This is a genomic window from Snodgrassella sp. ESL0323 (assembly GCF_013346865.1).
Classification (GTDB): domain Bacteria; phylum Pseudomonadota; class Gammaproteobacteria; order Burkholderiales; family Neisseriaceae; genus Snodgrassella; species Snodgrassella alvi.
In genome coordinates this window covers 1-22,738 of record NZ_JAAEDT010000006.1, presented here as the reverse complement: position 1 = coordinate 22,738, position 22,738 = coordinate 1, and the positions used below count along the sequence as shown (strand labels likewise).

The window sequence follows — 22,738 nt, the reverse complement described above, 5'->3', positions numbered from 1 at the left end:
CGGCACCGAACATGTTGTGGGTGCGGGTGTCGACGCTGCTGTAGAAACGCTGCCATTCGAAGGGCAGGTGAGCCGGCAGGGAGAAGTCGAGCTCTTCGGGGCCGAACAGGAGTTTGGCACCGGTTGGTAGATGAACCGGTTTACCTTCGAAAGCTTTAAACGCTTGTGCGACCCCTATGTTAATGGCTATGGCCTGCAAAACACAATGTGAAAATTTAAGAATTTTTCCACCGAATTTTCCTGGAGCCAACACTAGTGTCGCAATAGTGGCTATCTGCGCAATGAGGTGTTTGCCGCTTTTGATTTCGCGGACAACAACAGACTCTCCGCCGATACGTACATTGTTAGAGACTTTTTCACTCTTTTCGCAATCTTCGGTGACTTTGGCTTCGCAGGTACTGCGGTCATTGCTGCGTACTGCCGGCTGGCTGTTGATATAGACTTTTTTAGAACCTTCGGCCAGATATTCGGCCGTGCCGGTACCGAGTTCTACTTCATCATCACTGTTAGCAACAGGCCCAGGTACAGATTTGGGATGTTTTTTACAGATAATTTGATCTTTATTTCTGGGCGCGGTTGTACTTGGATCCGGAGAAGCCACGGTAGGTCTGATAAATTCACTGGCTGCCTGCTCTACGCTTTGCAGTATGTTGCCGGCTATATTAATAAAACCTTCAGACTGTTGCGGTGCCTGTGTGTTTTGTGCTTTTTTTACTATGCCGGCAGCACGGGCTGAGTGTTTGCTATTGGTACGAGTATTGTGAGAACCGGTTTTAATCCTGCCATCTTCGGATGGTGGCAAGAAGCTGGCGACCCAGTCTGCAAATTCTGAAATATAATCTCCTAATTTGTATGTAACAGCAGCAGAGACAATTTCCCCTGCAAGGCATACGGCTACACCGGCACCACCTGTTACCGCAGCTGCACCAGCTGCCGCTGCAGCTGCGATAGTGGCACCTCCTAATAAAGCTATTGCTCCTGCTGTGACGGCAATACATGCAGCCCCTATGACTGCATAACAGCACATTTCAACCGCCGTACTTACAATATCAGCCAGCAATGAAGTATGTAGAAGCACATCTCCTTCACGGGCTGCCCAGTACGCTTCTCCCATATTGATATTCCTATTTTGTAAAATTAAAATAAAACAAAATATATAAATTAATATAAATATATTCTAAATTAAATTAATAATTTAGATACATATAAATTAATATAAATAATTAATTATTTAAATTAAGTAGTGAATTGATCTATTATTTAAAATAAAATAATATCAATTTAATTAATGTATTAATATTTTAAGAAGTTTGATTTTGTTAAATTAATCCGATCGAAATAATGAGAGATAGTGTTGCATAATTGTAAATTGAAGATTAAATTGAATATTTATGAAGCTGGCTTTTGTCTTTTAATAGGCAGAAAACTGCTTAACGCAATTGTTATCGGTGGATAAAGGCAGGATCGAATCACCTGTATACGGATTTTCCGTCTGTCACTCTATCGGCATGCCGTTCAGGTCGGTATTGAAGTAGTAGATGTGTTGTTCCTGATTACCGTTTTTGTCTATCCGTGCCAGCGGTTCATAGCTGTCTTCATCGGTATACAGATACAGACTCTGCCGTTTGTCTGCACTGCTTTCCTGAATTATTTGCATATTGCTCTATAGGAAGGTGGTGCGGTTGCATGGCTTACCGTCCCGCTCCAGCCGGTGTTTTTCAATCCGCCGGCCGAGGGCATCGTAGACGTAGCCATAGCGTTCAGTATGGTAGCTGTTCGACGTACTTCGGTCAGGCCATATTCGGCATCGTAACAGGATTATTTAACAGTTCACGGGTGTATATTTATTATACGTCATTTGAATATTTTTGAGATTTTTTATTGTGAGCTAAAATAATTTATTAATCTTCTTCTTTAGCAAATCTGATCGCTTCTCTTAATCTCCTTTTAATTATCTTATTTTTCATATTTTTTTTTTCAGAAATTTTTTATTTTTTAATAATTTGTCTAATTCTTCTTCACCCAGTATTTCCTTTATATCAGTAAACATTATGTCAAGATCTTCAACTGGGTCTGTAATAGCACGAGAAATATTCCGGGATAAATACCAGGATTTTATAATATCTAGTGCTTCTTCTTTATTGATTTTTAATAATAATTCGAATGCTGGTTGCAGCATAGTTTTTGAAGATATTAAATTTTCCAGTAAATTAGTCGCTTTGGAAACATCAGCATGTTCGACAAAGTATTGCTTTTCCTGATCGTTTGTTATTGCTTTAGATAAATTATGATAGGCAGTGATATATTCTTGAATAGCATCAATTATCATCTTGATTTTTCCTTTTCGATAATATTATATTCAAATATATAAACTTTAAGTTTATTGATACCCTTAACATCCTTATTACGGATTTAGGTTATACCAATCCAGAATATTTCTATTGAATCCATTAGTCTTTATTGAGGACAAACTTAATTGCTTCTTTCACTTTTTTATTTCTTTTGTTTACCGGTCGAAATTCTTTGCATTTTAATACTTTGATTAATTCTTCTTCTCCTAGAATATTTTTAATTTCAGTAAACATCATTTTAAGATTATGTACTTTATTATCAATATGATTTGCCAGATCTTGCTCCAGATAATAATCTTTGATAAAAGCCAATGCTGCATCTTTATTTAGTCTTAATAACAACTCAAATTGAAGTATACTCCATTGTTTATTATATCTTAATAACTCTTCCAATAACAAAGTACCTTCAGAAATACTGATATTATCTAAAAAATATTTTTGCTCATTGTGATTTCTGAGTTCTAGCCGTAATTTTTCTTTTGCCTCGCAATATTTTTGTAAAATTTCTATTAACATTTGCTCACCTTTCCATGACCTACGATTGCGTCAGAGTTGAAATCAAGACTACTTCTGATTTTCCAGTCTGGCCATCCTTTCTTTGTCGGTGCTTTATATTTCACATCTAAATTACGAGTATCAATATCAATATAATAATCTGCTCCTAGGGCACCGGTTGCATTTCTTATATAATCTGGATTTCTTGCCTCTAGATGTATTGAAGTTGTACTTATTCCCCCTCTAGGGTCTTTTGGATCAAATGTAAATCCATGTCTTTTAAAGTTCTTGAACTCTTTGCTTGACATAAATCGACGAACTATTCGGGGTTTTTTGGGACCACCATCTATAAGATTACTCTTCGACAATCCCCATGGATCAATCCAAATCAGCGCATTGGGCGCATACTGATACAGATTATAGCCACCCAGCAATCCAATCGGATCAGGCTGAGTAAAGCGGCCTATATCCGGATCGTAGTACCTGAAAGTATTGTAGTGCAATCCGGTTTCTCTGTCCAAATACTGCCCCTGATACCTCAGGTTCTGCTGTATCTCTGTATGAGCAATCTCCTGTATCGGTTTGCCCCACAGCTGGTATGAGCATTCCCACACAATTTCACCGGCTTCATCCGTCAGCTCCTCCGGCATGCCGTTCAGGTCGGTGTGGAAGTAGTAGATGTGTTGTTCTTGATTACCGTTTCTGTCTATTCGCGCCAGCGGTTCATAGCTGTCTTCGTCAGTATACAGATACAGGCTCTGCCGTTTGTCCGCGCTGCTTTCCTGAATCATCTGCATCCCGTCCCACAGGAAGGTGGTGCGGTTGCATGGCTTGCCGTCCCGGTCCAGCCGGTGTTTTTCAATCCGCCGGCCAAGGGCATCGTAGACGTAGCCGTAGCGTTCAGTATGGTTTAGCTGTTCGATACGCACTTCGGTCAGGCGGTGTTCGGCATCGTAATGGTAATACTGGGTACCGCTGGCGGTCTGTTTGCTGCGGGTACGTCCGTGTTCGTCGTAGCTGTATTTCAATCCGCGGAAGCTGAGCAGCTGATTAAAGCGGATCAGGTTTTGATTGCTTTCTTCTTCGCCACGTCTTCTGTCCAGCAGGTTGGCTGCAGCATCGTATTGCAGGGTTTCCCAGTAGGATTCGTTGCGGCAGCTTTCGATGCGGCCGGTCACGTCGTAGCGGTAATCACTTTGTCCCTGTCGGTTGTGTTTTTTGCTTACCAGTCGGTCTAGATTGTCGTAGCTGTAGCTGCAGTCCAGTATGATATCCGGCAGGATGCCCGCTCCCGGTCGTTTGGTCTGTTTTTCGGTCAGGCGGCCGGTGCGGTCATATTGAAAACTGGTATTCATTTTGCCCTGGCTGCGCAGGGTTTCCCGGTGCAGATGGCCGGAACCATAATACAGTTTGTTGATGAGTTCTGGTTCGGCTTCTGATGGATAGACTGGACAGAATCAAATTATAAAAAGCCGAAAAGATTTAATTTCTTTTCGACTTTTTAAATTAATAAAACTCACTTTTTTGTTCCAATATATAAATCAAAACTGCATCAATTTTGTAAATGATATTTATTTCATTGAGATAATGAGTTAATGAATAAAATGAAATTCCAAAAAAGTTAGAATTTCAACAGAAAATTTTATATATTTGTTTATAATTTTTTTACTTTCCAAACTCTTGTTGCTGCAACAAATGATAATCCTTTAAACCAAGATGCAAACTCAATAACTTTTTCCCAAGGATAAATACGTCTAGAGGTAAATTTTATAGACTCATCTTGATTCATTATTTCTATAAAATAAAACATAACAGGAGCATCGCGACTTCGACTAATGCGATCTTCCATTCTTGCCGGTCTAAAAATCACTACACAATCATCCATCAAATAACTTTTTGCAATTGTAATTGCTTCATCTTTATTCCAGGGGTTAAAGTCAGCAACTTCTTTGTTATTTTTAAATTCTTCTTCAGAAATATACCAAACATGATCTTCGGTATTGCGATTGATCATTAATCCTGAATCGCACTCATATATAATTTTATCCATAGTTAATAATCCAAATGCAAATTATGCGATATACCTTTACTTTTATTCCAAACGTTAACATGTGGACCAGCACCTAAATGAGGATGACCTAATACATCATCTCTCCAGCCATTATTTCCATCGGCACTTTGCATTCCTATTTTTCCATTAGAATTTTTCCAACCATAAGAACCTCCTTTAAATTCTGATTTATGTATAACTTTAGGATTAGATCCTAAATTTCCACTTAATTCAGAAGCAGCCTGCCTTGCGGTTCTTCTGTTTGGCATTTTGTAACGATTTTCACCAGTTTTTATACTACCGTGTTTTTCAATAATCTTTTCCGCATTTGATTGAGCTTTAGCATTTGTAAAGCATGATTTCAATCCTTTCGGATCAATCCACATCAGCGCATTCGGTGCATACTGATACAGATTAAAGCCACCCAGCAACCCAATCGGATCCGGCTGAGTAAAGCGGCCTGTATCCGGATCGTAGTACCTGAAAGTATTGTTGTACAATGTACAGTATTTAACTACAAAAATAATATAATAATTATAGTTAATTATAAGAAATTATTTAAATTAAACCCAAATAAATTTTTAATAATTACTTCATACCTTCATATTCCCAATAAAACATATTAGCTAATTTATCAAAAGCCTGTTGTCCTTCATCAGGATTAATACATGCAAGTTTTTCATCTATTGCATTTCTAATTTGATTCCAATCATATTGGTATATTAATAATATTTTATATAAATTTGCTTTTTTAATTCTTTCTTTATTTAATTTAAGTATACCTTCAGGTGTTGCAATAATAACTGAATAAATATCCCCCTTATTTTCTCCTTTAATTCCAATTGTCATTTCTAATAAATAGAAAACAGAATTATCTTCTGGACTCCATGCCCAGGGATTATAAATATCAGGTGACCAGTAATCTTTTACTTCAAATTTTTGTTGTGCAATTTTCATTCTTTACTCCACATCTAAGTGAACATTGTTTGGCCAACTACCTTCAGGAATATCTCTACTTTGAAAATTGACTTGTGTACCTGTTTTTGACCAAGGCTCTCCAGTATTTTTATTAATACCTGATTTAGCAGAAGGCCCTCTATACTGTCTTAATCCATCTTGCGAAATTAAAAGATCAGCCCCATAACTTTTTACTTCTCTATAATTAGGTCCAACAAAAGTTTCTCCTAAGATTCTTGCTTCTTTAACACTTACTTTACCTGTAATTCCTTTATTTCCACCAGCAGAAAGTTGATTTTTGATTCTTTTAATTTTATTTTTTCGTTGCTTAGCTGTTAATCCGCATTTCAAGCCAAGTGGATCAATCCAAGTAAATCCATTAGGTGCATACTGATAAAGATTGAGTCCGCCGGCTAATCCAATCTGATCCGGCTGGGTAAAGCGGCCTATATCTGGATCGTAATACCTGAAAGTATTGTAGTGCATTCCGGTTTCTCTGTCTAAATACTGTCCTTGATACCTCAGGTTCTGTTGTATCTCTGTATGAGCAATCTTCTGTACCGGTTTGCCCCATAACTGATATGAACATTCCCACACAATTTCACCGGCTTCATCCGTCAGCTCCTCCGGCAAGCCGTTCAGGTCGGTATGGAAGTAGTAGATGTGTTGTTCCTGATTACCGTTTTTGTCTATCCGTGCCAGCGGTTCATAGCTGCCTTCATCGGTATACAGATACAGACTCTGCCGTTTGTCTGCACTGCTTTCCTGAATTATTTGCATACTGCTCTATAGGAAGGTGGTACGGTTGCATGGCTTACCGTCCCGGTCCAGCCGGTGTTTTTCAATCCGCCGCTGAGTGCATCGTGTACACTGTGTTTTTGATGTTACCAGCAGCACTTCTTATGCTTCTTATTGTAATTACAATTTAACTTTTCATTCAAAAATGCCGTCTGGCAAAAGTCCTGCTTTTTTTAAGTTTGCTAATTTTTCACGATCTCTTTCAGAAACTTCTAATTTTTCTATATATATCGGTATAAATAGTTCTGACTCATTAAAAATCCTTTTAGGATTTTCTTCCCAAAGCTCTAATGCCTCTGCCGGAAAAGTAATATCTGGAAGATTAAATTCATTTTCATTCTGATCATAATTAGCTTTATTTTTTGTTCTAGTAATCGTGGATAAAAATTGACCAAATGAGTCTGCTACTATTTTTAAATATGTATTTTATCGTAAATATCCATATTTTACTTCCATGTCAAATTATAACTCATTAATTTATTATAATAATTATAAATTATGCATAAAATATGCAAAAAAGTAAATTTCTATGATTTATTTTTGCTATAGCTAAATAGCCCTTAGATACTCTGTTTAAAAATTTTTCATTAAAAGCAACTAAATCTTCATCTGCTTTTTCCGAGAATCTCAGAATCAATTCCAAGGGCAATTTTTCCCTTCATAGTCAATATAATAACTATAATCTAAACCATAAAAATCAATTACGTTATATTGTTTAAAAAATTAACATAAGATTCGTATTTTCCATAAATCAGAAATACAGGTCTGATTTTTATTCTGTCTGGGTTTACTGAATTAGTTTTTAAAACATACTGAGCAGGAACAATTGCAGAATTGATATTCTTGCTCAGTTGATGATTTAATCAACCTATCAGATTGAGGCTGCAGCCGTCATCAATCAGCCCTTCATCTGTATACAATATTTGGCTTCTTAGCGGTAACACTGCTATCGCTAATGTTCTTTATTTATAAAGTCTCTGGTTAATATTCTTTTATTTTTTGCCTCTTTTAAATAAAAATTTAAATATTTTTTAGGTCTTTCTTTAAAGGCACGTGTTTGGCCACCTTGATATGCTATGTCAAAATATTCATATGCTTTATCATACTGGCCTAATTCATAATTCACTACACCAAGATCTGTATATGGACCTGTATCTATATCAGAACTTACTGCTTTAAGCCGGTTCTGTGCCCAGAATTCAGCCTTTTTATAATCTTTTAAAGCTAAATAAGCATCATAAAATGAAGATGATAACCACATACTATCTGGTTCCCATTCTAATTTTGGTTCGGGTAAAAGCTCCCATGCTTTCTTATAGTTTCCTATGGCTGCAGTATAATCTTTGTTTCTAGCAAATCTGTTACCTTCTTCTCCGATGGAAACAATTTTTTTTCCTAATTCAGGATTTACATCTGATAAATCTTTTAAATTTTTATTTCGCATACTTATCTCACTTATTTAAAAAAATTTATTTTTCAGTTGACTATTTAAATTCGTCAGGATGTTTATAGGTTTCTCTTAATTTCGCCTCTTGGGAATGATTATATCTGAAATACTCTAATTTATAATTATCGGGGGTTTTCATAAAATCCCTAACTTCTTTAGATTTAGGTCCATCGTATCCACCTTCAGTATTCCAGTATGTAACCGCATCAGTTTTGTGAGCCATATCTGCATCTTTTACTGAGTATCATGTCCATAGGTTGAGCTTTTAAACTTACCGGTCTCATTATCACCTCTAAAGCGTCCTTCCTTACGCATTCGGTCGATAACAGCTCTGCCGGTTGTACTCTTTTTACCCGATATTGCTCACGGCAATTTTTTAATTTCACCCATCCCCAAGGATCAATCCACATAAACCGGTAATCAGGAACAACACATCTACTACTTCCATACCGACCTGAACGGCATGTCGGAAGAACTGACGGATGAAGCCGGTGAAATTGTGTGGGAATGCTCATATCAGCTGTGGGGCAAACCGATACAGGAGATTGCTCATAGAGAGATACAACAGAACCTGAGGTATCAGGGACAGTATTTAGACAGAGAAACCGGACTGCACTACAATACTTTCAGGTACTACCGGATACAGGACGTTTTACCCAGCCGGCCCCGATTGGATTGTGGGGTGGCTATAATCTGTATCAGTATGCGCCTAATCCGCTGATTTGGATTGATCCGTGGGGTTTAAAAAACTGGACATATAATAATATGCCCGGTTTTCCCGGTTACCAGAAACACCATATTATTCCGCAGCAATTGCGAAATCATGAATTGATTAAAAGAGCTGGCGCAAATATTCATGCAAGCAATAATATTATTTATCTGTCGACTTTGGAAGATGTCCATCCTACCCGAACGATTCATAAGGGTTCTCATCGTGTTTATACAGATGCATTAGAGAGTAAAATGAATGCTCTAGTAGAAATTGGAGAAAAAAATAACTGGACTCAGGCTGATTACAAAGCCGCTTTAGATAAATTACGTCGTCAGCAAAGAGCAGATTTACGTAATTGCAAAGTATTTTTGAATAAAAATTCAATCCGATCCAAAGGATGTTAATATGATATACGAACTAAAACTTACAAACGATTATCCGGATAGTTATTGGTTTCAATTTAAAAGAGGGGAAATTTCAATAGTTGATTTAATGCAATGCCAGGAAATTCATTTAAAAAATCCCTTAATTTTTACCTTGAATAAAAAAATAAATGAAAAAAGACTACTGTCTTATAATATTTTTTCGAGTGACGGCCCACGTTTTATCTCCCCCAGACTGGCTACTCTGCTGGAAAATAATGAGGAGTTTGTAAAGGATGTGCAACTACTTGATGCAACTGTGATTATCAATGGCCAAAGCTATGATAATTTCAAAGTTTTTAATATATTACGCACGTTATCAAGTATAATAGATACGGATAAATCCGAAAGCACACCAGCGTTAGATAGCATGCCTGATGGTCCAAGATTATTTACTAACATCATTCTTAGGCAAGATGTAACAGAAGATTTTTGGATAGCAAGATGTCTGGAATATAAAAGCTGTATTGTTATTTCGGATAAATTAAAGCAGTTTTGCATCGAGAATAATATTAAAGATATAGTTTTCGAATAATCATAATACAGATATCTGAATAATATATCTCATAGCTAGTTACTCCTTAAATAATTATGCAGAAGATTTAAGTAAGTGATTAATGTAACTATGTCTGCTTACGCTAAACCCATCCTGCGAACGCACTAATTTCCTGTTAGATAGGCTAAAAATGACTCAGGAAAGCGGTGCGGCTATATTTATCCTGTGAAAACTGCTGATATAAATAGACAGAGGAACAGTAAAAAACTTTAGACAACTTACTTAAGCAGCAAAGAGCAGGTTTACGTAATGGAAAAGTGATTTTGAACAAAAATTCAATCCGATCTAAAGGATCCAAAGAATGTTAAGATGATATATGAACTAAGGTGTGATGATGATTATCCGAATAGCTATTGGTTTCAATTTAAAGGAGAGGGAATTTCCATAATAGATTTAATGCAATGTGAAAAAATTCATTTAAAAAATCCCTTGATTTTTACCTTGAATAAAAAAATAGGTAAAAAAGGTATTAATTTAAAAGATTAATGATAATTTCAGGCAACTGAGTGATATTTTTCAATTACAAATGGTTATTAAAGGCCTGTTTATGTCAAATTAATCTTGTAGCTATAACTTGTAAACCAACTCGGCAACCGCACCACCTTCCTGTGGGAGTGGTTACAGATGATTCAGGAAAGCAGCGCAGACAAACGGCAGAGCCTGTATCCGTATACCGATGAAAGCAGCTATGAACCACTGGCGCGAATAGACAGAAACGGTAATCAGAAACAATACATCTACTACTTCCATACCGACCTGAACGGCATGCCGGAGGAGCTAACGGATGAAGCCAGTGAAATCGTCTGGGAATGCTCATACCAGCTGTGAGACAAACCGATACAGGAGATTACTCATACAGATATACAGCAGAACCTGCGGTATCAGGGGCAGTATTTGGACAGAGAAACCGGACTGCACTACAATACTTTCAGGTATTATGATCCGGATACAGGCCGCTTTACCCAGCCAGACCTAATTGGATTGCTGGGTGATATTAATCTGTATCAGTATGCGCCAAATGCGCTGTTACAGATTGATCCATGGGGACTAAATAAGCTAGGGATCAAGAATTGTAATTCTAACGGTAGAAAAAAGCCATTTAATTTACTTTCGAAGAAAAAATTGCAATAGATGTTGAATATATTCTAAGCGGTCATTCTCAAGGAGGGAGTGGGATGATAAGCAAGGACAGTAAAAAGACTTTATTCCCTGAAAATATGAGCCATAAAGACATTGAAAAAGCTGTTCGAGAAGCATATTCTAATGTCAAAATTATTAAATCCCAGAGAGATAGAGTTTTAGGACGAGGTACATCTGGTAATATGTCAATTGAAATGTGGATAAATAAACAGACTAAAAAGGTTGAAACTGCTTATCCTTTTGCCCCTGGTCCTTATAATCCTTATCAAAGGAAGCGTTAAAATGATTGATTTAATAATCCCACCTGATACGGTTAGAGTATCAAAAAGTAAAGTATCAACCCAAATATTTTCGCAAATATATTTTCAAATTGAGAATAATATTTTTTTCCCTGAGGAAAATTGGGATGATTTTACAGCAGCAATATTAAATTTTTGGATAGAAGAAGCTTGTAGGGTTGGACGTCATTATATGGCTAATTGTCGTTTTATGGATGGTCCATTCTATTTTAATATTTATTATGTTAATCAAATATGTAATATAAGATTTATAGATGATACTTATGGTAAAAGAGAAATAATATTCTCTGGTAAAATAGATTACTGTTATTTGCTTAATTTATTAAAAAGAAATACAAATCTTGTAATCCGAAATTTACCTAAAGAGGCATTTAAACTGAATGATGTAATAGAATTACAAAAAAATTTAGAACTAATCCAAAAAATGATAAAAAAATTAAAAAAGTCTAATTCTAAATGAATCTTAAATACATTTAGAGTAATAGTTTTAATATTGGTTCTGAAGCAAAGATTAAAGAAAATTTAAAATTTTAAATAAATGGTGTATAGTGTAGTTGATATTCATAATTGTTATATTTTTGACTACAAGTTTCGATTTTTTAAAGTACATATTTTATTTATATCAATACTGAAAAAGAAATCAATATTTCATCGAGAAAACGCAATAATATGGATGCACTAGAAATAAAATTTCTTATAAAAATTAAGATATTTGGTAGAGTTATTAAAGTTTAGCTTAATCGTATTCTCAAAAGTATTGGAGAACATCAATGAATTTAACCAATTTTCTTAAAACGGGAAAATTTTTAAAATTAAAAATTGGATTGCCGGAGAAAAAAATATATTCTGTTTTAAAAAAAAAATATTTAGGCAAAAAAAATTATTTTAATAAATTGAATAAAGATGAAGGCTTTTCTTATTATTATGATGGGTTACAAATAATAATAGTTGATTCAAAGATACATACAATAGGGTTTGATTTAACTTATAATCCTATTACATTACTAAATAATATCTTTATATATCCAGAAACAAGTCTTGAACTAATTATGAAATATCTCGATATTGCTGATATAGAATGGTGTTTTGAGAAAAGAAATCATTATGGTCGTGAATTAACCATTAGAACAGAAGGGAACGTTTTAATCAGTTGTATCTATGATAAAGGCAATTATCGATTATCTAAATTTCAAATATCTAAAGATGTATTTGATTAATTTTTAGATTATATTACTAATAATTTTAATATTTGAATCTCGTTATTTACTAAATTAAAAAATTGACCAAATAGTATATAATTGTGAGACGACCATGCTTTTAGCAACATGCTAAAACTAGAATGTAAAAGTGTTCAGTAAATGAAAAAATATTGATAGAAACTTTCATAAATATGGTTTCATTTAAAGAACATAATTTCTTAGAAAGTTGATTTAAAGTGAATACAAAAAATAATTTTGAAAAATCTTTTGATTTAGAATTGGATAGAAAGTATATAAATATCACTTACTATCTTCCCATTATAGGGCTATAAAATATTTATATATTATATTCATTATTATATTTAATAATATAAATACTTATAAAAGTAGAATCTTGTTTGAGATATTTATCAGATAAATTTGCATTATTTAAGGCCATACTATTTGCTCTATTTAGATAGATCTATTATGATAGAATTTTAAAAATAATGGGAAAATCAATGGATTTAACTAATTTTCTTAGAACAGGAGTGTATTTAAAATTAAAGGTTGGACTAGTTGAGGAAGAAATATATTCCGTTTTTAAAAAAGAAGATTTAATAGAGAAGTGTTATTTTGATAGATTAAACAAAGAAAAAGTGTTTTCATATTTTTATAATGCATTGGAAATCAGAGTAATCGATTCAAAAATAAATTCATTAAATTTTTACTTAGCTCGTTATCCAGTAACGCTATTAAATGATAATATCATATATTCTGAAACAAGTTTTGAACTTATTATTAAATATCTTGATATAGCTAATATAAAATGGTATTTCGATAAACAAATCTATTATAGTCGTGAATTAGCCATTAAAACAGAAGGAAATGTTTTAATTAATTGTGTTTATGATAAGGGTAATTATTGGCTATCAAAATTTCAAACATTTGAACAATACTTACAAGTTAATTATATTTAATTTAAAAAAATTAACCAAATTAATTATGTAAATTAAAACTGTATAGTTGGTATCTGTATACAGGCCTGTAAGCTATGAAGCGTTGGCGCAGATAGACCGGACAGGCAATCAGCAAGAGCATATCTACTACTTCCGTACCGATGTAAACGGCATGCCGGAGGAGCTGACGGATAAAGCCGGTGAAGTCGTCTTGGAATGCTCATACCAGCTATGGGGCAAACCGATACAGGAGATTGCTCATACAGAGATACAACAGAACCCGAGGTATCAGGGACAGTATTCAGACAGAGAAACCGGACTGCACTACAATACTTTCAGGTATTACGATCCAGATATAGGTTGCTTTACCCAACCTGATCCGATTAGGTTGGACGGCGGATTTAATCTTTATCAGTATGCACCACATCCTATTACTTGGTATACTGGTTTAGTGGATTTAAGCAATAAAATGAACTAAAGAGGCCGATTATTTTTCCCAGCCTCTTTTATTTTACTGTTGTGTTTTTATAGAATTAAGTTGATCCATGATTTCAATTAAATCACTATAATTAAGAGTCTCATAAAATACACATGACGGATAATTTATTAAGTCTTTCGCATCACCATATGTATCAATTAATTTCCATAAAATCGCACCAGTGCTTTCTGATAACTTGTACGAATAAATATCAAAAAAATCTGACCATGTACCAAAATTAATACGATTAGATAGTGCTAAGCCATATAACTCATCATCATCAAGCCGCGTATCATCATCAATTGATTCATATATTTTAACCGGATTATCAAATGAATATCTATCATTAAGCATCGGTTTAGATAGTATTTCATAACATCCGCCAAGCAAATATCCATCAAGATATATGGTGGTATCACTTAAACTTCCAATAAATGAATTATTAAACCATAATCTCGCACAACCAAAAAAACTTTCTCGATTAAGTATTGAATACTCAACAGCTATACGAGATTTATCACCTATTAGCGGAATCATAGTTTGCATCCTTTCATTTTCTTGGCAAATTTAGAAACATTTTGCATAGCAATTGCATTCGGTTTGCCTTTAAAATCGACGCTATTTGTAGAACCATTCCAATGAAAAGGATTAGAACTATCTGGCGCAGTGCTTTGGAATCTATGTCAAACAGCCTTTTTCCCTTCACCAACTTTTGTCCATCGAGTTGTTGGATCATCAGGATCAACCTGACTATATTTAAAAAGTTCCTCGGCATTTTTGGGATAACACTTTTTGTTTTATTAAGTTGAAATCGCCTATTCTTTAAATGATGAGGGTCATGATGACCTGAGTTTTCGTAAACAGGGTCTTTGGTTAACCCCAGCGGATCAATCCATGTGAGAGGATTCGGCCCATATGCATACAGGTTTATCCCGCCGTTTAACCCAATCGGGTTAGGCTGAGTAAAGCGGCCTGTATCCAGATTATAATATCTGAAAGTATTGTAGTGCAGTCCGTTTTCTCTGTCTGAATACTGATCAGATATCTCAGGTTCTGTTGTATCTCTTGATGGGCAATCTCCTGTATCGGTTTGTTCCACAGCTGATATGAGCATTCCCGGACAGTTTCACCGACTTCATCTGTCAGCTCCTCCGGCATGCCGTTCAGGTCGGTATGGAAGTAGTAGATGTGTTGTTCCTGATTACCGTTTCTGTCTATCCGCGCTAGCGGTTCATAGCTGCCTTCGCCGGTATACAGGTAAAGGCTATGTCGGTTTCTGCGCTGCTTTCCTGAATCATTTGCAACCTGTCTCACAGAAGGGTGGTGCGGATGCAAAACTGATTGTTTCTATTTAAACCGTGTTTGGCACTGTAATAGTAGTAAAGATATTGCCAGTGTTTTGTAGACAGGAAGAGTAGCTATATTTATTAAATTTGACTCAAAAATAATTTATTTATTTAAATTATTTATATCTATTCCTATGCATCTACATATTTATTCTGAGGATCAAAACATCGTTGTGGTAGTAACTCCTTATCAGTGTAATAATATAAGACAGATATAATCAGTTTTTGTATTTCTTTTATGCTTTTTTATTTTCACAACCGGTAATTTTATAAATATCCGTATCATTACAATCAATAAAATATAATTTATACATGACTCATAAATTATTAACCCATCCTCAGAGATATCAACATCGAACTCATTTACGGTCACTGATGGGTTTTTATGTTTTAATAAATACATTATTATTATTATCTTTTATCAAATATTCGCTACCATTAAAATTGGAAATGATTTATAAATTCTCTTTAAGTCTAAATATATTGTATTTATTAAATTTTCCATTTAATGCAGAAGAGGCAATAGTATTATTTACCAGAAACCAGAAAGAATGCGTTAGTGACAATTCTGCTAACTTCGCTTTTATTAACTAACGGGATAATTTCATTTTTTGGCATCGTCAGATAAGGATTTAGGTATTTAATAATATTTTGTATTGGATACACTAGCTTGCTACCAACATCAGAAATAACCCTCATGCCTATTTATCGTAATCTGTACAGAAAACCGATTTGCAGTATAAATGTTTATTTAGCATAATTTAGTCACACCAAAAATATCATGCTTTGGTATAGTTCCGGCCAATGAACAGAAACGATATTTGCTATATATTAAATCGTTCATATGCATGTTTGTCGAGATATTGAAAAACTGTGTCATCAGCCAGTGTGGATTGGTGCTGTCGGATCTTTTTTAAACAAATCGTTTTTCTTTGCTGGAGGTACCAATATGTTCAATAATTTTTTTAATGTATCGTAATCATTTACTTTGAGATTTCGAGGAGAAAAGTTATGCAGCACTTTTGGTTTTTGATTTTTTTCAGGATTAATATAGGCATAAACTTTTTTACCATCTGTAAAAAAGTAATAGTAATTCACTCTTAGATTTATGTATCTAGAACATGGATTCACAATATCGACAATTGATCCCAGAAAAATCGGAGTATCTTGAAATTTCTCGGTATTTAGTTGATGCCAGTCAACAAAAATTTGCTTCTCTCTGATTTCAATATAATCTTTTGTGGTAAGTAGTTGGAGATAGGTAGGTGGGTCTTTTTTTTCTAGTCTTCGTGAATTTTCTTCAAAACTATAGAATTGTTGGCTATCGAAAAACACATCAGATACAATTTTGTGTAGTTTACTAGGATTTTGGACGTTTGATATATCAATAGAGCTATCTCTGTAGCTCGGATCAGAAGGATTAGCTTCATCTTGAATATCCCAATAAAAATCCCAAGTATCATATACTTTGTCATTATAGACATATAAATCTTTGTAGGTATTCAGGTAGGCCGCTCGAACTGATTTAAAAGAATTGTATATTCCATTTGAATAAAACCATATCAGTCCATCCTTTGTATCTATTGTATCCAAAAGTATATTCGATTCATAATCCTCAGCGGAATCTATCCAATGAGAGTACATTTCTGCTTTAGTAAATCCATCATACTTACCTTGCAAATTGAAATCTTTGGTAATATCTCTGTATTCAAAGTATCTTGAGTATCTATCAATCAGATAAAATGTATCATCGTCATATAAGAAGTGATTAGAACCAGAAAAAAAATGTGTTTGTGAAGGTGTGAGATGAGGAATTTTTTCGAGTTTATCAATACTTCTATCGTAGATATAGACTGAATTATCATCTTTTAATATAATTACATTTTCATAAAATTCTTTGATACTATCAGAGTCGGCAACGATTTCTAAATTTCCTTTGAGTTCAGGTAATTTGTGTTTATTGGATTTCCCTTTAGACGTATAAGAGACATAATACCAATGGCCAGAAACCAGAAAAAATTTGTTAGAAACAGTTTTGCTTACCTCGTTTTCATTAAATAAGAGTGTAATTTTATTTTTTTTAGCTTTAGATAAGGGCTTAGGTATAAAATAGTATTTTGCATTAGATAATACAAGTATCTTGTTACCATCGTCAGAAATAATCCTAGCTCCCTTATCTGTAATGTCCTTTAAGCGTACTTTCGATTGAGATACATAACTAATTTTGTTGTAATCCTTAACTGTCTCTTGCAGATATATGTCATTTTCTTCAACCAAAAGACTATAATCAGGTTGGAGGCTATGATGATAACATGAAGATGTTGCCAGTTCTGGGGGAATTACATGTTCAAAGTCAGTGGATGCCTGTGCAAAGTCAATGAAGACCAAGTAGAAAATGAGTAATATAATCTGCTGAATAAGATGTTTCATTGTCAATAATTTTTAAAATTATTAATATTAAATTAAATAATAGCAAAATAAGATAAAAATATGAAGGATTGTTTTTATCTTAGCTTTAAAAATGTACAAAACAGCTTTATGTTATATTGATAATTTTCTTGTATTCAAGATAGATGGCTTTATAGGTAAGCTATAGTTCTAATTGTCTTAAACAGGGCGGAAAACTGATTTCTGGTATAAGTATTTATTGATTTAACAAAACTTATTCGCGCCTTAAAATATCAGGCTTTGGTGTAGTTCTGGCCAATGAACAGAAACGACATTTGCTATACATTAAATCAATTATATATATATGTCTGTTGAGTACTGAAAAAAAGTGTGTCATCAGCTAGCGGAGACTTATGCCGTCGGATCTTTTTAAAACTAATCGTTTTTCTTTGCTGTTGGTACCAATGTGTGCAGTAATTTTTTTAATGTATCGTAATCGTTTACCTTGAGATTTCGAGGAGAAACGTTATCCAGCACTTTTGATTTTTGATTTTTTTCAGGATTAATATAAGCATAAACTTTTTTACTATCTGTAAAAAAGTAATAGTAATCCATTATATCACGAGATGATATGTAGTTACATTGACTTATAATAACGGCGATTGATCCCAGAAAAATCGGTGTATCTTTAAATTCATCGGTATTGAGTTGTTGCCCGTCAATAAAAACTCGCTTTTCTTTGATTTCAATATGATCTTTTGTAGTAAGTCGGGGATAGGCATAAGGGTCTTTTTTTTCTAGTCTAAAAGGATCTTCTTTAAGACTATATTGTTGTTGATTGTCAGAGAACACTGAAAATAAAGGTCGGTGTAGTTCTCTTGGATTTTTAACATTCGATAGATCAATTGATTTATCTTTGTATAAACTATCTCCGTAGCACGGATCAGGAGGAGCTGTTTCATGGCGTATAAAATCATAAAGATCACGATTGTTAGCATAAACTTTATTATGATAGACATATAAATCTTTGTACGCATTCAGGTAGGTCGCTTTGACTGGTGTAAAAGAATCTCCTATTCTAAGCCATATCAGCCCATCCTTTGTATCCATAGAATCACTTGACTCATTAGTGTGCATCTCTGCTTTAGTAAAACCATCATACTTACCTTGCAGATTGAATTCATTGGTAATGTCTGTGTATTTAAAACGTTCAGCAAGATTAATCAGATAAAAAGTATCATCATCATATAAGTAATAACGATTATTCCTATCTAAAAAATAAAGTGACTGAAAAAGATGTGTTTGTGAAGGTGTGAGATGCGGAATTTTTTCAAATTTATCCCTGTGATTATCAAAGACATATACAGCATTATCATCTTTTAATAATGCCTCACTACCAAAGTTGGTAATGATTTCCCAATTTCCTTGATGTGAAATTTTTTCAAGTTTATTATCGTTTTTATCGTATATATATACATAGTTATCATTTTTTAACAAATATTTATAGTCACCGAAGTTGACAATGATTTCCAAATCTCCTTTGAGCTTAGGTATTTTTTGTTTATAAGTTTCTCCCCTTGGTGCGTAATAAGACGCATAATACCAATTGCCAGATACCAGAAAAAAATGGTTAGCGACTATTTTGCTAACTTCGTTTTCATTGAATAATGGAGTAAATTTATTTACTTTGGTGGACTCTAAGGATTGAGGTATAAAATAGTATTTTGCATTTGATAGCACAAGTGTATTGCTACCATCATCAGAAATAACCCGCACGTCTTTATTTTTAAAACCCTCTAAACGTATTTTTGATTGAGATACAAAACTAATTTCGTTCATATCTTTAACTGTTTCTTGCAAATATATGCCGTCTTCTTCAACTAATAGATTATAATAATGAGGGTTGGAGAAACAATAACATGCTTGTGCAAATTCAATGAATACCAGATAGAAAATGATTAATATAATCTGCTGAATAAGATATTTCATTGTCAATAATTTTAGAATAATTAATATTATATTAATTTTAGCAAAATAAGATAAATATATAAAGGATTTTTATCTTATCTCTAAAAAAATATGCACAACAGCTTTATGTTATACTGATAAATTATTCCTATTTAAAAATAGATGGTTTTATAGGTAAGCTATACATTTATTTATCCTAAGCTGTACGGAAAGCTCATTTATGATAAAAATATTTATTGATTTAGTATAATTTAGTCGCGTCTTTAAAATATCAGGCTTTGGTGTAGTTTCGGTCAGTGAATAGAACCAGTATTTGCTAGACATTTAACCAATTATATATACATGTCCGTTAAGTACTAAAAAAACTATGTCATCAGCTAGCTGATACTGGTACCGTCGGATCTTTTTAAAACTAATCGTTTTTCTTTGCTGTTGGTACTAATATGTTCAGTAATTTTTTTAATGTATCGTAATCGTTTGCCTTGAGATTTCGAGGAGAAACGTTATGCAACACTTTTGGTTTTTGATTTTCTCTAGGATTGATATAAGCATAAACTTTTTTACCATCTGTAAAAAAGTAATCTTTTGCCTTGAGATTTCGACGAGAAACGTTATGCAACACTTTTGGTTTTTGATTTTCTCCAGGATTAATATAAGCATAAACTTTTTTACCATCTGTAAAAAAGTAATAATAGTCCTCTTTAGAATGGGATCGGATGCCTTCATCAATATCACCACCTACAGTAACATAACATGGAATTATAATATCGACAATTGAACCCAGAAAAATCGGAGCATCTTGAAATTTATCGGTATTGAGTTGTTGCCCGTCAATAAAAATTCGCTTCTCTCTGATTTCAATATCATCTTTTGTAGTAAGTAGTTTGAGATAGGCAGAAGGCTCTTTTTTTTCTAGTCTTCGTGAATTTTCTTCAAGACTATAGTATTGTTGATTGTCAAAGTACTCTGAAGATGAAATTTTGTGTAGTTCACCAGGATTTTTGACATTTGATATATCAATTGATCTATCTCTGTAGCTTGGATAAGAAGGATCAGCTTCATCTTGAAGATCCCAATTATGGCTATATACTTTGTTATGATAGACATATAAATCTTTGTACGCATTCAGATAGGTCGCTTTAACTGGTTTAAAAGAATTAAATATTTTAATCCAAATCCATATCAGTCCATCCTTTGTATCCATAGAATCACCTGACCAATTAGTGTGCATCTCTGCTTTAGTAAACCCATTATACTTACCTTGCAGATTGAACTCTTCGGTAATGTCTGTGTATTTATAGTCTTTATCAATCAGATAAAATGTATCATCGTCATACAAGTAGTATGGCGTATTACGGGACTGAATAAGATGTGTTTGCGAAGGTGTGAGATGAGGAATTTTTTCAAGTTTATTCTTATTTATATCGTAGACATACACAGCATTACCATCTTTTAATAAAACTGCATTATTATCTAAGTAATTATTACTATCAGAATCGGCAATGATTTCTAAATTTCCTTTGAGTTCAGGTATTTTGTGTTTATCGGATTCCCCCTTAGACGTATAAGAGACATAATACCAATGGTCAGAAATTAGAAAGAATTTGTTAGAAACAATTTTACTAACTTCATTTTCATTAAATAATGGGGTAATTTCATATTTGTTGATGTCTCTTCTATATAAGGGTTTAGGTATAAAATAGTATTTTGCATTAGATAATACAAGTATCTTGTTACCATCATCAGAAATAATCCGAGCGCCTTTATCTGTAATCTCCTTTAAGCGTATTTTTGATTGTGATATGTAACTAATTTTGTTCTCAGCTTTCACTGTTTCTTGCAGATATATGCCGTCCTTTTCAACCAACAAATCATAATAAGGAGAGTCGATGCGACAAACACTTGTTTGACTTGCTTGTGCAAAGTTAATGAATATTAAGTAGAAGATGAATAATATAATCCGCTGTATAGTATGTTTCATTGTCAATAATTTTTAAAATTATTTATATTAAATTAAATCATAGCAAAATAAGATAAGAATATAAAGAATTGTTTTTATCATAGTTTTAAAATATACAAAACAGCTTTATGTTATCCCGAAAATTTGCTCGTATTCAAGGTAGATGGTTTTATAGGTAAGTTATAGTTCGAATTATCCTAAGTTGGACGGAAACCGATTTACAGTATAAATATTTATTGATTTAACATAATTTTGTCACATCTAAAAATATCAGACTTTGGTGCAGTTCTGGCCAGTAAACAGGACCGGTATTTGCTAGACATTTAATCAATTATATATATGCCCTTTGAGTACTGAAAAAACTGTGTCATCAGCTAGCTGAGACTGGTGCCGTCGGATCTTTTTAAAACTAATCGTTTTTCTTTGCTGTTGGTAGCAATATGTTCAGTAATTTTTTTAATGTATCGTAATCGTTTGCCTTGAGATTTCGAGGAGAAACGTTATCCAGCACTTTGGGTTTTGGATTTTCTCCGGGATTGATATAAGCATAAACTTTTTTACCATCTGAAAAAAAGTAATAGTAGTCCTCTTTAGAATCGTATGTTTCGCCGTGATAATATTCATGCATAATACGAACACATGGACTTAAAATATCGACAATTGATCCCAGAAAAATCGGAGCATCTTGAAATTGATCGGTATTGAGTTGTTGCCCGTCAATAAAAATTCGATTCTCTCTGATTGCAATATGATCTTTTGTAGTAAGTAGTTTGAGATAGGCAGAAGGCTCTTTTTTTTCTAGTCTTCGTGAATTTTTTTCAAGACTATAGTATTGTTGATTGTCAAAGAACTCTGAACCTGATGAAATTCTGTGTAGTTCACCAGGATTTTTGACATTTGATATATCAATTGACTCATCTCTATAGCTCGGATCAGAAGGAGCAGCTTCATCTTGAAGATCCCAATTATGGCTATATACTTTGTTATGATAGACATATAAATCTTTGTACGCATTCAGATAGGTCGCTTTAACTGGTTTAAAAGAATTAAATATTTTAATCCAAATCCATATCAGTCCATCCTTTGTATCCATAGAATCACCTGACCAATTAGTGTGCATCTCTGCTTTAGTAAACCCATTATACTTACCTTGCAGATTGAACTCTTCGGTAATGTCTGTGTATTTATAGTCTTTATCAATCAGATAAAATGTATCATCGTCATACAAGTAGTA

Annotated in this window: 29 protein-coding genes and 1 pseudogene; 11 read left to right on the top strand and 19 right to left on the bottom strand. The window is 33.6% G+C overall.

The annotated features are described in order from the left end of the window. The 12 genes from GY065_RS00915 to GY065_RS00860 form a co-directional block, all read right to left on the bottom strand. Window positions 1-1,114 (bottom strand): DUF6531 domain-containing protein (locus tag GY065_RS00915; RefSeq protein ID WP_202984011.1); only part of this gene is annotated, 1,114 nt, incomplete at its 3' end. A 381-nt stretch (window positions 1,115-1,495) separates the two neighbouring features. Further along, entirely contained in the window at window positions 1,496-1,657 is a 162-nt protein-coding gene (locus GY065_RS00910) for a hypothetical protein (protein WP_174832669.1), read from the bottom strand. Between the two features lie 6 nt (window positions 1,658-1,663). Then, entirely contained in the window at window positions 1,664-1,801 is a 138-nt protein-coding gene (locus GY065_RS13470) for a hypothetical protein (RefSeq protein WP_371731916.1), read from the bottom strand. A gap of 162 nt (window positions 1,802-1,963) precedes the next feature. Next, window positions 1,964-2,329 (bottom strand): hypothetical protein, encoded by a 366-nt coding sequence (locus GY065_RS00900; protein ID WP_174832667.1) that lies wholly within the window; start codon window positions 2,327-2,329, stop codon window positions 1,964-1,966. Between the two features lie 121 nt (window positions 2,330-2,450). Beyond that, complete coding sequence (locus GY065_RS00895; protein ID WP_174832665.1) at window positions 2,451-2,867, bottom strand: hypothetical protein; 417 nt, start codon at window positions 2,865-2,867, stop codon at window positions 2,451-2,453. Beyond that, window positions 2,861-4,201 (bottom strand): RHS repeat domain-containing protein, encoded by a 1,341-nt coding sequence (locus GY065_RS00890; RefSeq protein WP_174832663.1) that lies wholly within the window; start codon window positions 4,199-4,201, stop codon window positions 2,861-2,863. The genes GY065_RS00895 and GY065_RS00890 overlap by 7 nt, the downstream gene beginning before the upstream one ends. Window positions 4,202-4,500: 299 nt before the next feature. Then, window positions 4,501-4,896 carry a hypothetical protein gene (locus GY065_RS00885; RefSeq protein WP_084564309.1) on the bottom strand — a complete coding sequence of 132 codons (396 nt, stop codon included), beginning with the start codon at window positions 4,894-4,896 and terminating at the stop codon, window positions 4,501-4,503. A gap of 2 nt (window positions 4,897-4,898) precedes the next feature. Continuing rightward, window positions 4,899-5,396, bottom strand: a complete 498-nt coding sequence (locus GY065_RS00880) for an RHS repeat-associated core domain-containing protein (protein ID WP_194241812.1) — start codon at window positions 5,394-5,396, stop codon at window positions 4,899-4,901. An 88-nt stretch (window positions 5,397-5,484) separates the two neighbouring features. Next, a complete protein-coding gene (locus GY065_RS00875) occupies window positions 5,485-5,853 on the bottom strand; it encodes an Imm8 family immunity protein (protein WP_084564315.1) in 369 nt (122 codons plus the stop codon). Between the two features lie 3 nt (window positions 5,854-5,856). Then, window positions 5,857-6,633 (bottom strand): RHS repeat domain-containing protein, encoded by a 777-nt coding sequence (locus GY065_RS00870; RefSeq protein WP_174832661.1) that lies wholly within the window; start codon window positions 6,631-6,633, stop codon window positions 5,857-5,859. 970 nt (window positions 6,634-7,603) lie between these two features. Then, the gene (locus GY065_RS00865; RefSeq protein ID WP_174832659.1) at window positions 7,604-8,095 is read right to left on the bottom strand and encodes a hypothetical protein; all 492 of its coding nucleotides are present in this window, start codon (window positions 8,093-8,095) and stop codon (window positions 7,604-7,606) included. Between the two features lie 40 nt (window positions 8,096-8,135). Continuing rightward, on the bottom strand, window positions 8,136-8,321 hold the full coding sequence (locus GY065_RS00860) for a GH-E family nuclease (protein ID WP_202984010.1): 186 nt from the start codon (window positions 8,319-8,321) through the stop codon (window positions 8,136-8,138). Window positions 8,322-8,531: 210 nt separating this feature from the next. On the opposite strand from GY065_RS00860, the pseudogene GY065_RS12895 reads away from it, so the two are divergent. From GY065_RS12895 to GY065_RS00815, 11 genes and pseudogenes are all read left to right on the top strand, one after another. Continuing rightward, window positions 8,532-8,782, top strand: a pseudogene (locus GY065_RS12895) (RHS repeat domain-containing protein); the annotation flags it as partial. Further along, the gene (locus GY065_RS00855) at window positions 8,774-9,214 is read left to right on the top strand and encodes an AHH domain-containing protein (RefSeq protein ID WP_202984008.1); all 441 of its coding nucleotides are present in this window, start codon (window positions 8,774-8,776) and stop codon (window positions 9,212-9,214) included. The pseudogene GY065_RS12895 and the gene GY065_RS00855, both read left to right, overlap by 9 nt. 1 nt (window position 9,215) lies before the next feature. Continuing rightward, on the top strand, window positions 9,216-9,767 hold the full coding sequence (locus tag GY065_RS00850; protein WP_174832657.1) for a hypothetical protein: 552 nt from the start codon (window positions 9,216-9,218) through the stop codon (window positions 9,765-9,767). A 330-nt stretch (window positions 9,768-10,097) separates the two neighbouring features. Further along, window positions 10,098-10,274, top strand: coding sequence for a hypothetical protein (locus GY065_RS00845; RefSeq protein ID WP_174832655.1), 177 nt, complete (start codon window positions 10,098-10,100; stop codon window positions 10,272-10,274). Window positions 10,275-10,412: 138 nt separating this feature from the next. After that, window positions 10,413-10,616 carry an RHS domain-containing protein gene (locus tag GY065_RS12890; RefSeq protein WP_202984007.1) on the top strand — a complete coding sequence of 68 codons (204 nt, stop codon included), beginning with the start codon at window positions 10,413-10,415 and terminating at the stop codon, window positions 10,614-10,616. A 9-nt stretch (window positions 10,617-10,625) separates the two neighbouring features. Then, complete coding sequence (locus tag GY065_RS12885) at window positions 10,626-10,919, top strand: RHS repeat-associated core domain-containing protein (RefSeq protein WP_371731914.1); 294 nt, start codon at window positions 10,626-10,628, stop codon at window positions 10,917-10,919. Then, the gene (locus tag GY065_RS00835) at window positions 10,910-11,209 is read left to right on the top strand and encodes an EndoU domain-containing protein (RefSeq protein WP_371731913.1); all 300 of its coding nucleotides are present in this window, start codon (window positions 10,910-10,912) and stop codon (window positions 11,207-11,209) included. The genes GY065_RS12885 and GY065_RS00835 overlap by 10 nt, the downstream gene beginning before the upstream one ends. Window position 11,210: 1 nt before the next feature. Next, a complete protein-coding gene (locus GY065_RS00830; RefSeq protein ID WP_174832651.1) occupies window positions 11,211-11,687 on the top strand; it encodes a hypothetical protein in 477 nt (158 codons plus the stop codon). Window positions 11,688-11,997: 310 nt separating this feature from the next. After that, window positions 11,998-12,444 (top strand): hypothetical protein, encoded by a 447-nt coding sequence (locus tag GY065_RS00825; RefSeq protein ID WP_174832650.1) that lies wholly within the window; start codon window positions 11,998-12,000, stop codon window positions 12,442-12,444. 482 nt (window positions 12,445-12,926) lie between these two features. Next, window positions 12,927-13,385: a hypothetical protein gene (locus GY065_RS00820; RefSeq protein WP_174832648.1), complete on the top strand. Its 459-nt coding sequence runs from the start codon at window positions 12,927-12,929 to the stop codon at window positions 13,383-13,385. A gap of 82 nt (window positions 13,386-13,467) precedes the next feature. Continuing rightward, window positions 13,468-13,842, top strand: coding sequence for an RHS repeat-associated core domain-containing protein (locus tag GY065_RS00815; protein ID WP_202984005.1), 375 nt, complete (start codon window positions 13,468-13,470; stop codon window positions 13,840-13,842). 33 nt (window positions 13,843-13,875) lie between these two features. Here the strand turns inward: GY065_RS00815 and GY065_RS00810 are convergent, their stop codons facing one another. The 7 genes from GY065_RS00810 to GY065_RS00785 all read right to left on the bottom strand — a co-directional run. Further along, window positions 13,876-14,379, bottom strand: a complete 504-nt coding sequence (locus GY065_RS00810; protein WP_174832647.1) for a hypothetical protein — start codon at window positions 14,377-14,379, stop codon at window positions 13,876-13,878. Between the two features lie 13 nt (window positions 14,380-14,392). Then, window positions 14,393-14,824: an RHS repeat-associated core domain-containing protein gene (locus GY065_RS13465; protein ID WP_371731912.1), complete on the bottom strand. Its 432-nt coding sequence runs from the start codon at window positions 14,822-14,824 to the stop codon at window positions 14,393-14,395. Further along, window positions 14,782-15,156, bottom strand: coding sequence for an RHS domain-containing protein (locus GY065_RS13325; protein ID WP_232346536.1), 375 nt, complete (start codon window positions 15,154-15,156; stop codon window positions 14,782-14,784). Before GY065_RS13325 ends, GY065_RS13465 begins: the two co-directional genes overlap by 43 nt. A 911-nt stretch (window positions 15,157-16,067) precedes the next feature. Next, window positions 16,068-17,618: a hypothetical protein gene (locus tag GY065_RS00800; RefSeq protein WP_174832645.1), complete on the bottom strand. Its 1,551-nt coding sequence runs from the start codon at window positions 17,616-17,618 to the stop codon at window positions 16,068-16,070. 393 nt (window positions 17,619-18,011) lie between these two features. Continuing rightward, window positions 18,012-19,436, bottom strand: a complete 1,425-nt coding sequence (locus GY065_RS00795; protein WP_174832643.1) for a hypothetical protein — start codon at window positions 19,434-19,436, stop codon at window positions 18,012-18,014. A gap of 520 nt (window positions 19,437-19,956) precedes the next feature. Continuing rightward, window positions 19,957-21,525 carry a hypothetical protein gene (locus GY065_RS00790; protein WP_174832642.1) on the bottom strand — a complete coding sequence of 523 codons (1,569 nt, stop codon included), beginning with the start codon at window positions 21,523-21,525 and terminating at the stop codon, window positions 19,957-19,959. A gap of 388 nt (window positions 21,526-21,913) precedes the next feature. Beyond that, window positions 21,914-22,738 (bottom strand): hypothetical protein (locus GY065_RS00785; protein ID WP_174832640.1); only part of this gene is annotated, 825 nt, incomplete at its 5' end.

Coding starts and splice junctions, on each gene's coding strand:
- GY065_RS00845 (WP_174832655.1), top strand. CDS start 10,098: ATGATATATGAACTAAGGTGTGATGATGATTATCCGAATAGCTATTGG.
- GY065_RS00900 (WP_174832667.1), bottom strand. CDS start 2,329: ATGATAATTGATGCTATTCAAGAATATATCACTGCCTATCATAATTTA.
- GY065_RS00885 (WP_084564309.1), bottom strand. CDS start 4,896: ATGGATAAAATTATATATGAGTGCGATTCAGGATTAATGATCAATCGC.
- GY065_RS00810 (WP_174832647.1), bottom strand. CDS start 14,379: ATGATTCCGCTAATAGGTGATAAATCTCGTATAGCTGTTGAGTATTCA.
- GY065_RS00865 (WP_174832659.1), bottom strand. CDS start 8,095: ATGCGAAATAAAAATTTAAAAGATTTATCAGATGTAAATCCTGAATTA.
- GY065_RS00850 (WP_174832657.1), top strand. CDS start 9,216: ATGATATACGAACTAAAACTTACAAACGATTATCCGGATAGTTATTGG.
- GY065_RS00910 (WP_174832669.1), bottom strand. CDS start 1,657: ATGCAAATAATTCAGGAAAGCAGTGCAGACAAACGGCAGAGTCTGTAT.
- GY065_RS00800 (WP_174832645.1), bottom strand. CDS start 17,618: ATGAAACATCTTATTCAGCAGATTATATTACTCATTTTCTACTTGGTC.
- GY065_RS00860 (WP_202984010.1), bottom strand. CDS start 8,321: ATGGCTCACAAAACTGATGCGGTTACATACTGGAATACTGAAGGTGGA.
- GY065_RS00875 (WP_084564315.1), bottom strand. CDS start 5,853: ATGAAAATTGCACAACAAAAATTTGAAGTAAAAGATTACTGGTCACCT.
- GY065_RS00890 (WP_174832663.1), bottom strand. CDS start 4,201: ATGAATACCAGTTTTCAATATGACCGCACCGGCCGCCTGACCGAAAAA.
- GY065_RS00870 (WP_174832661.1), bottom strand. CDS start 6,633: ATGCAAATAATTCAGGAAAGCAGTGCAGACAAACGGCAGAGTCTGTAT.
- GY065_RS00825 (WP_174832650.1), top strand. CDS start 11,998: ATGAATTTAACCAATTTTCTTAAAACGGGAAAATTTTTAAAATTAAAA.
- GY065_RS00820 (WP_174832648.1), top strand. CDS start 12,927: ATGGATTTAACTAATTTTCTTAGAACAGGAGTGTATTTAAAATTAAAG.
- GY065_RS00790 (WP_174832642.1), bottom strand. CDS start 21,525: ATGAAACATACTATACAGCGGATTATATTATTCATCTTCTACTTAATA.
- GY065_RS00830 (WP_174832651.1), top strand. CDS start 11,211: ATGATTGATTTAATAATCCCACCTGATACGGTTAGAGTATCAAAAAGT.
- GY065_RS00895 (WP_174832665.1), bottom strand. CDS start 2,867: ATGTTAATAGAAATTTTACAAAAATATTGCGAGGCAAAAGAAAAATTA.
- GY065_RS12890 (WP_202984007.1), top strand. CDS start 10,413: ATGATTCAGGAAAGCAGCGCAGACAAACGGCAGAGCCTGTATCCGTAT.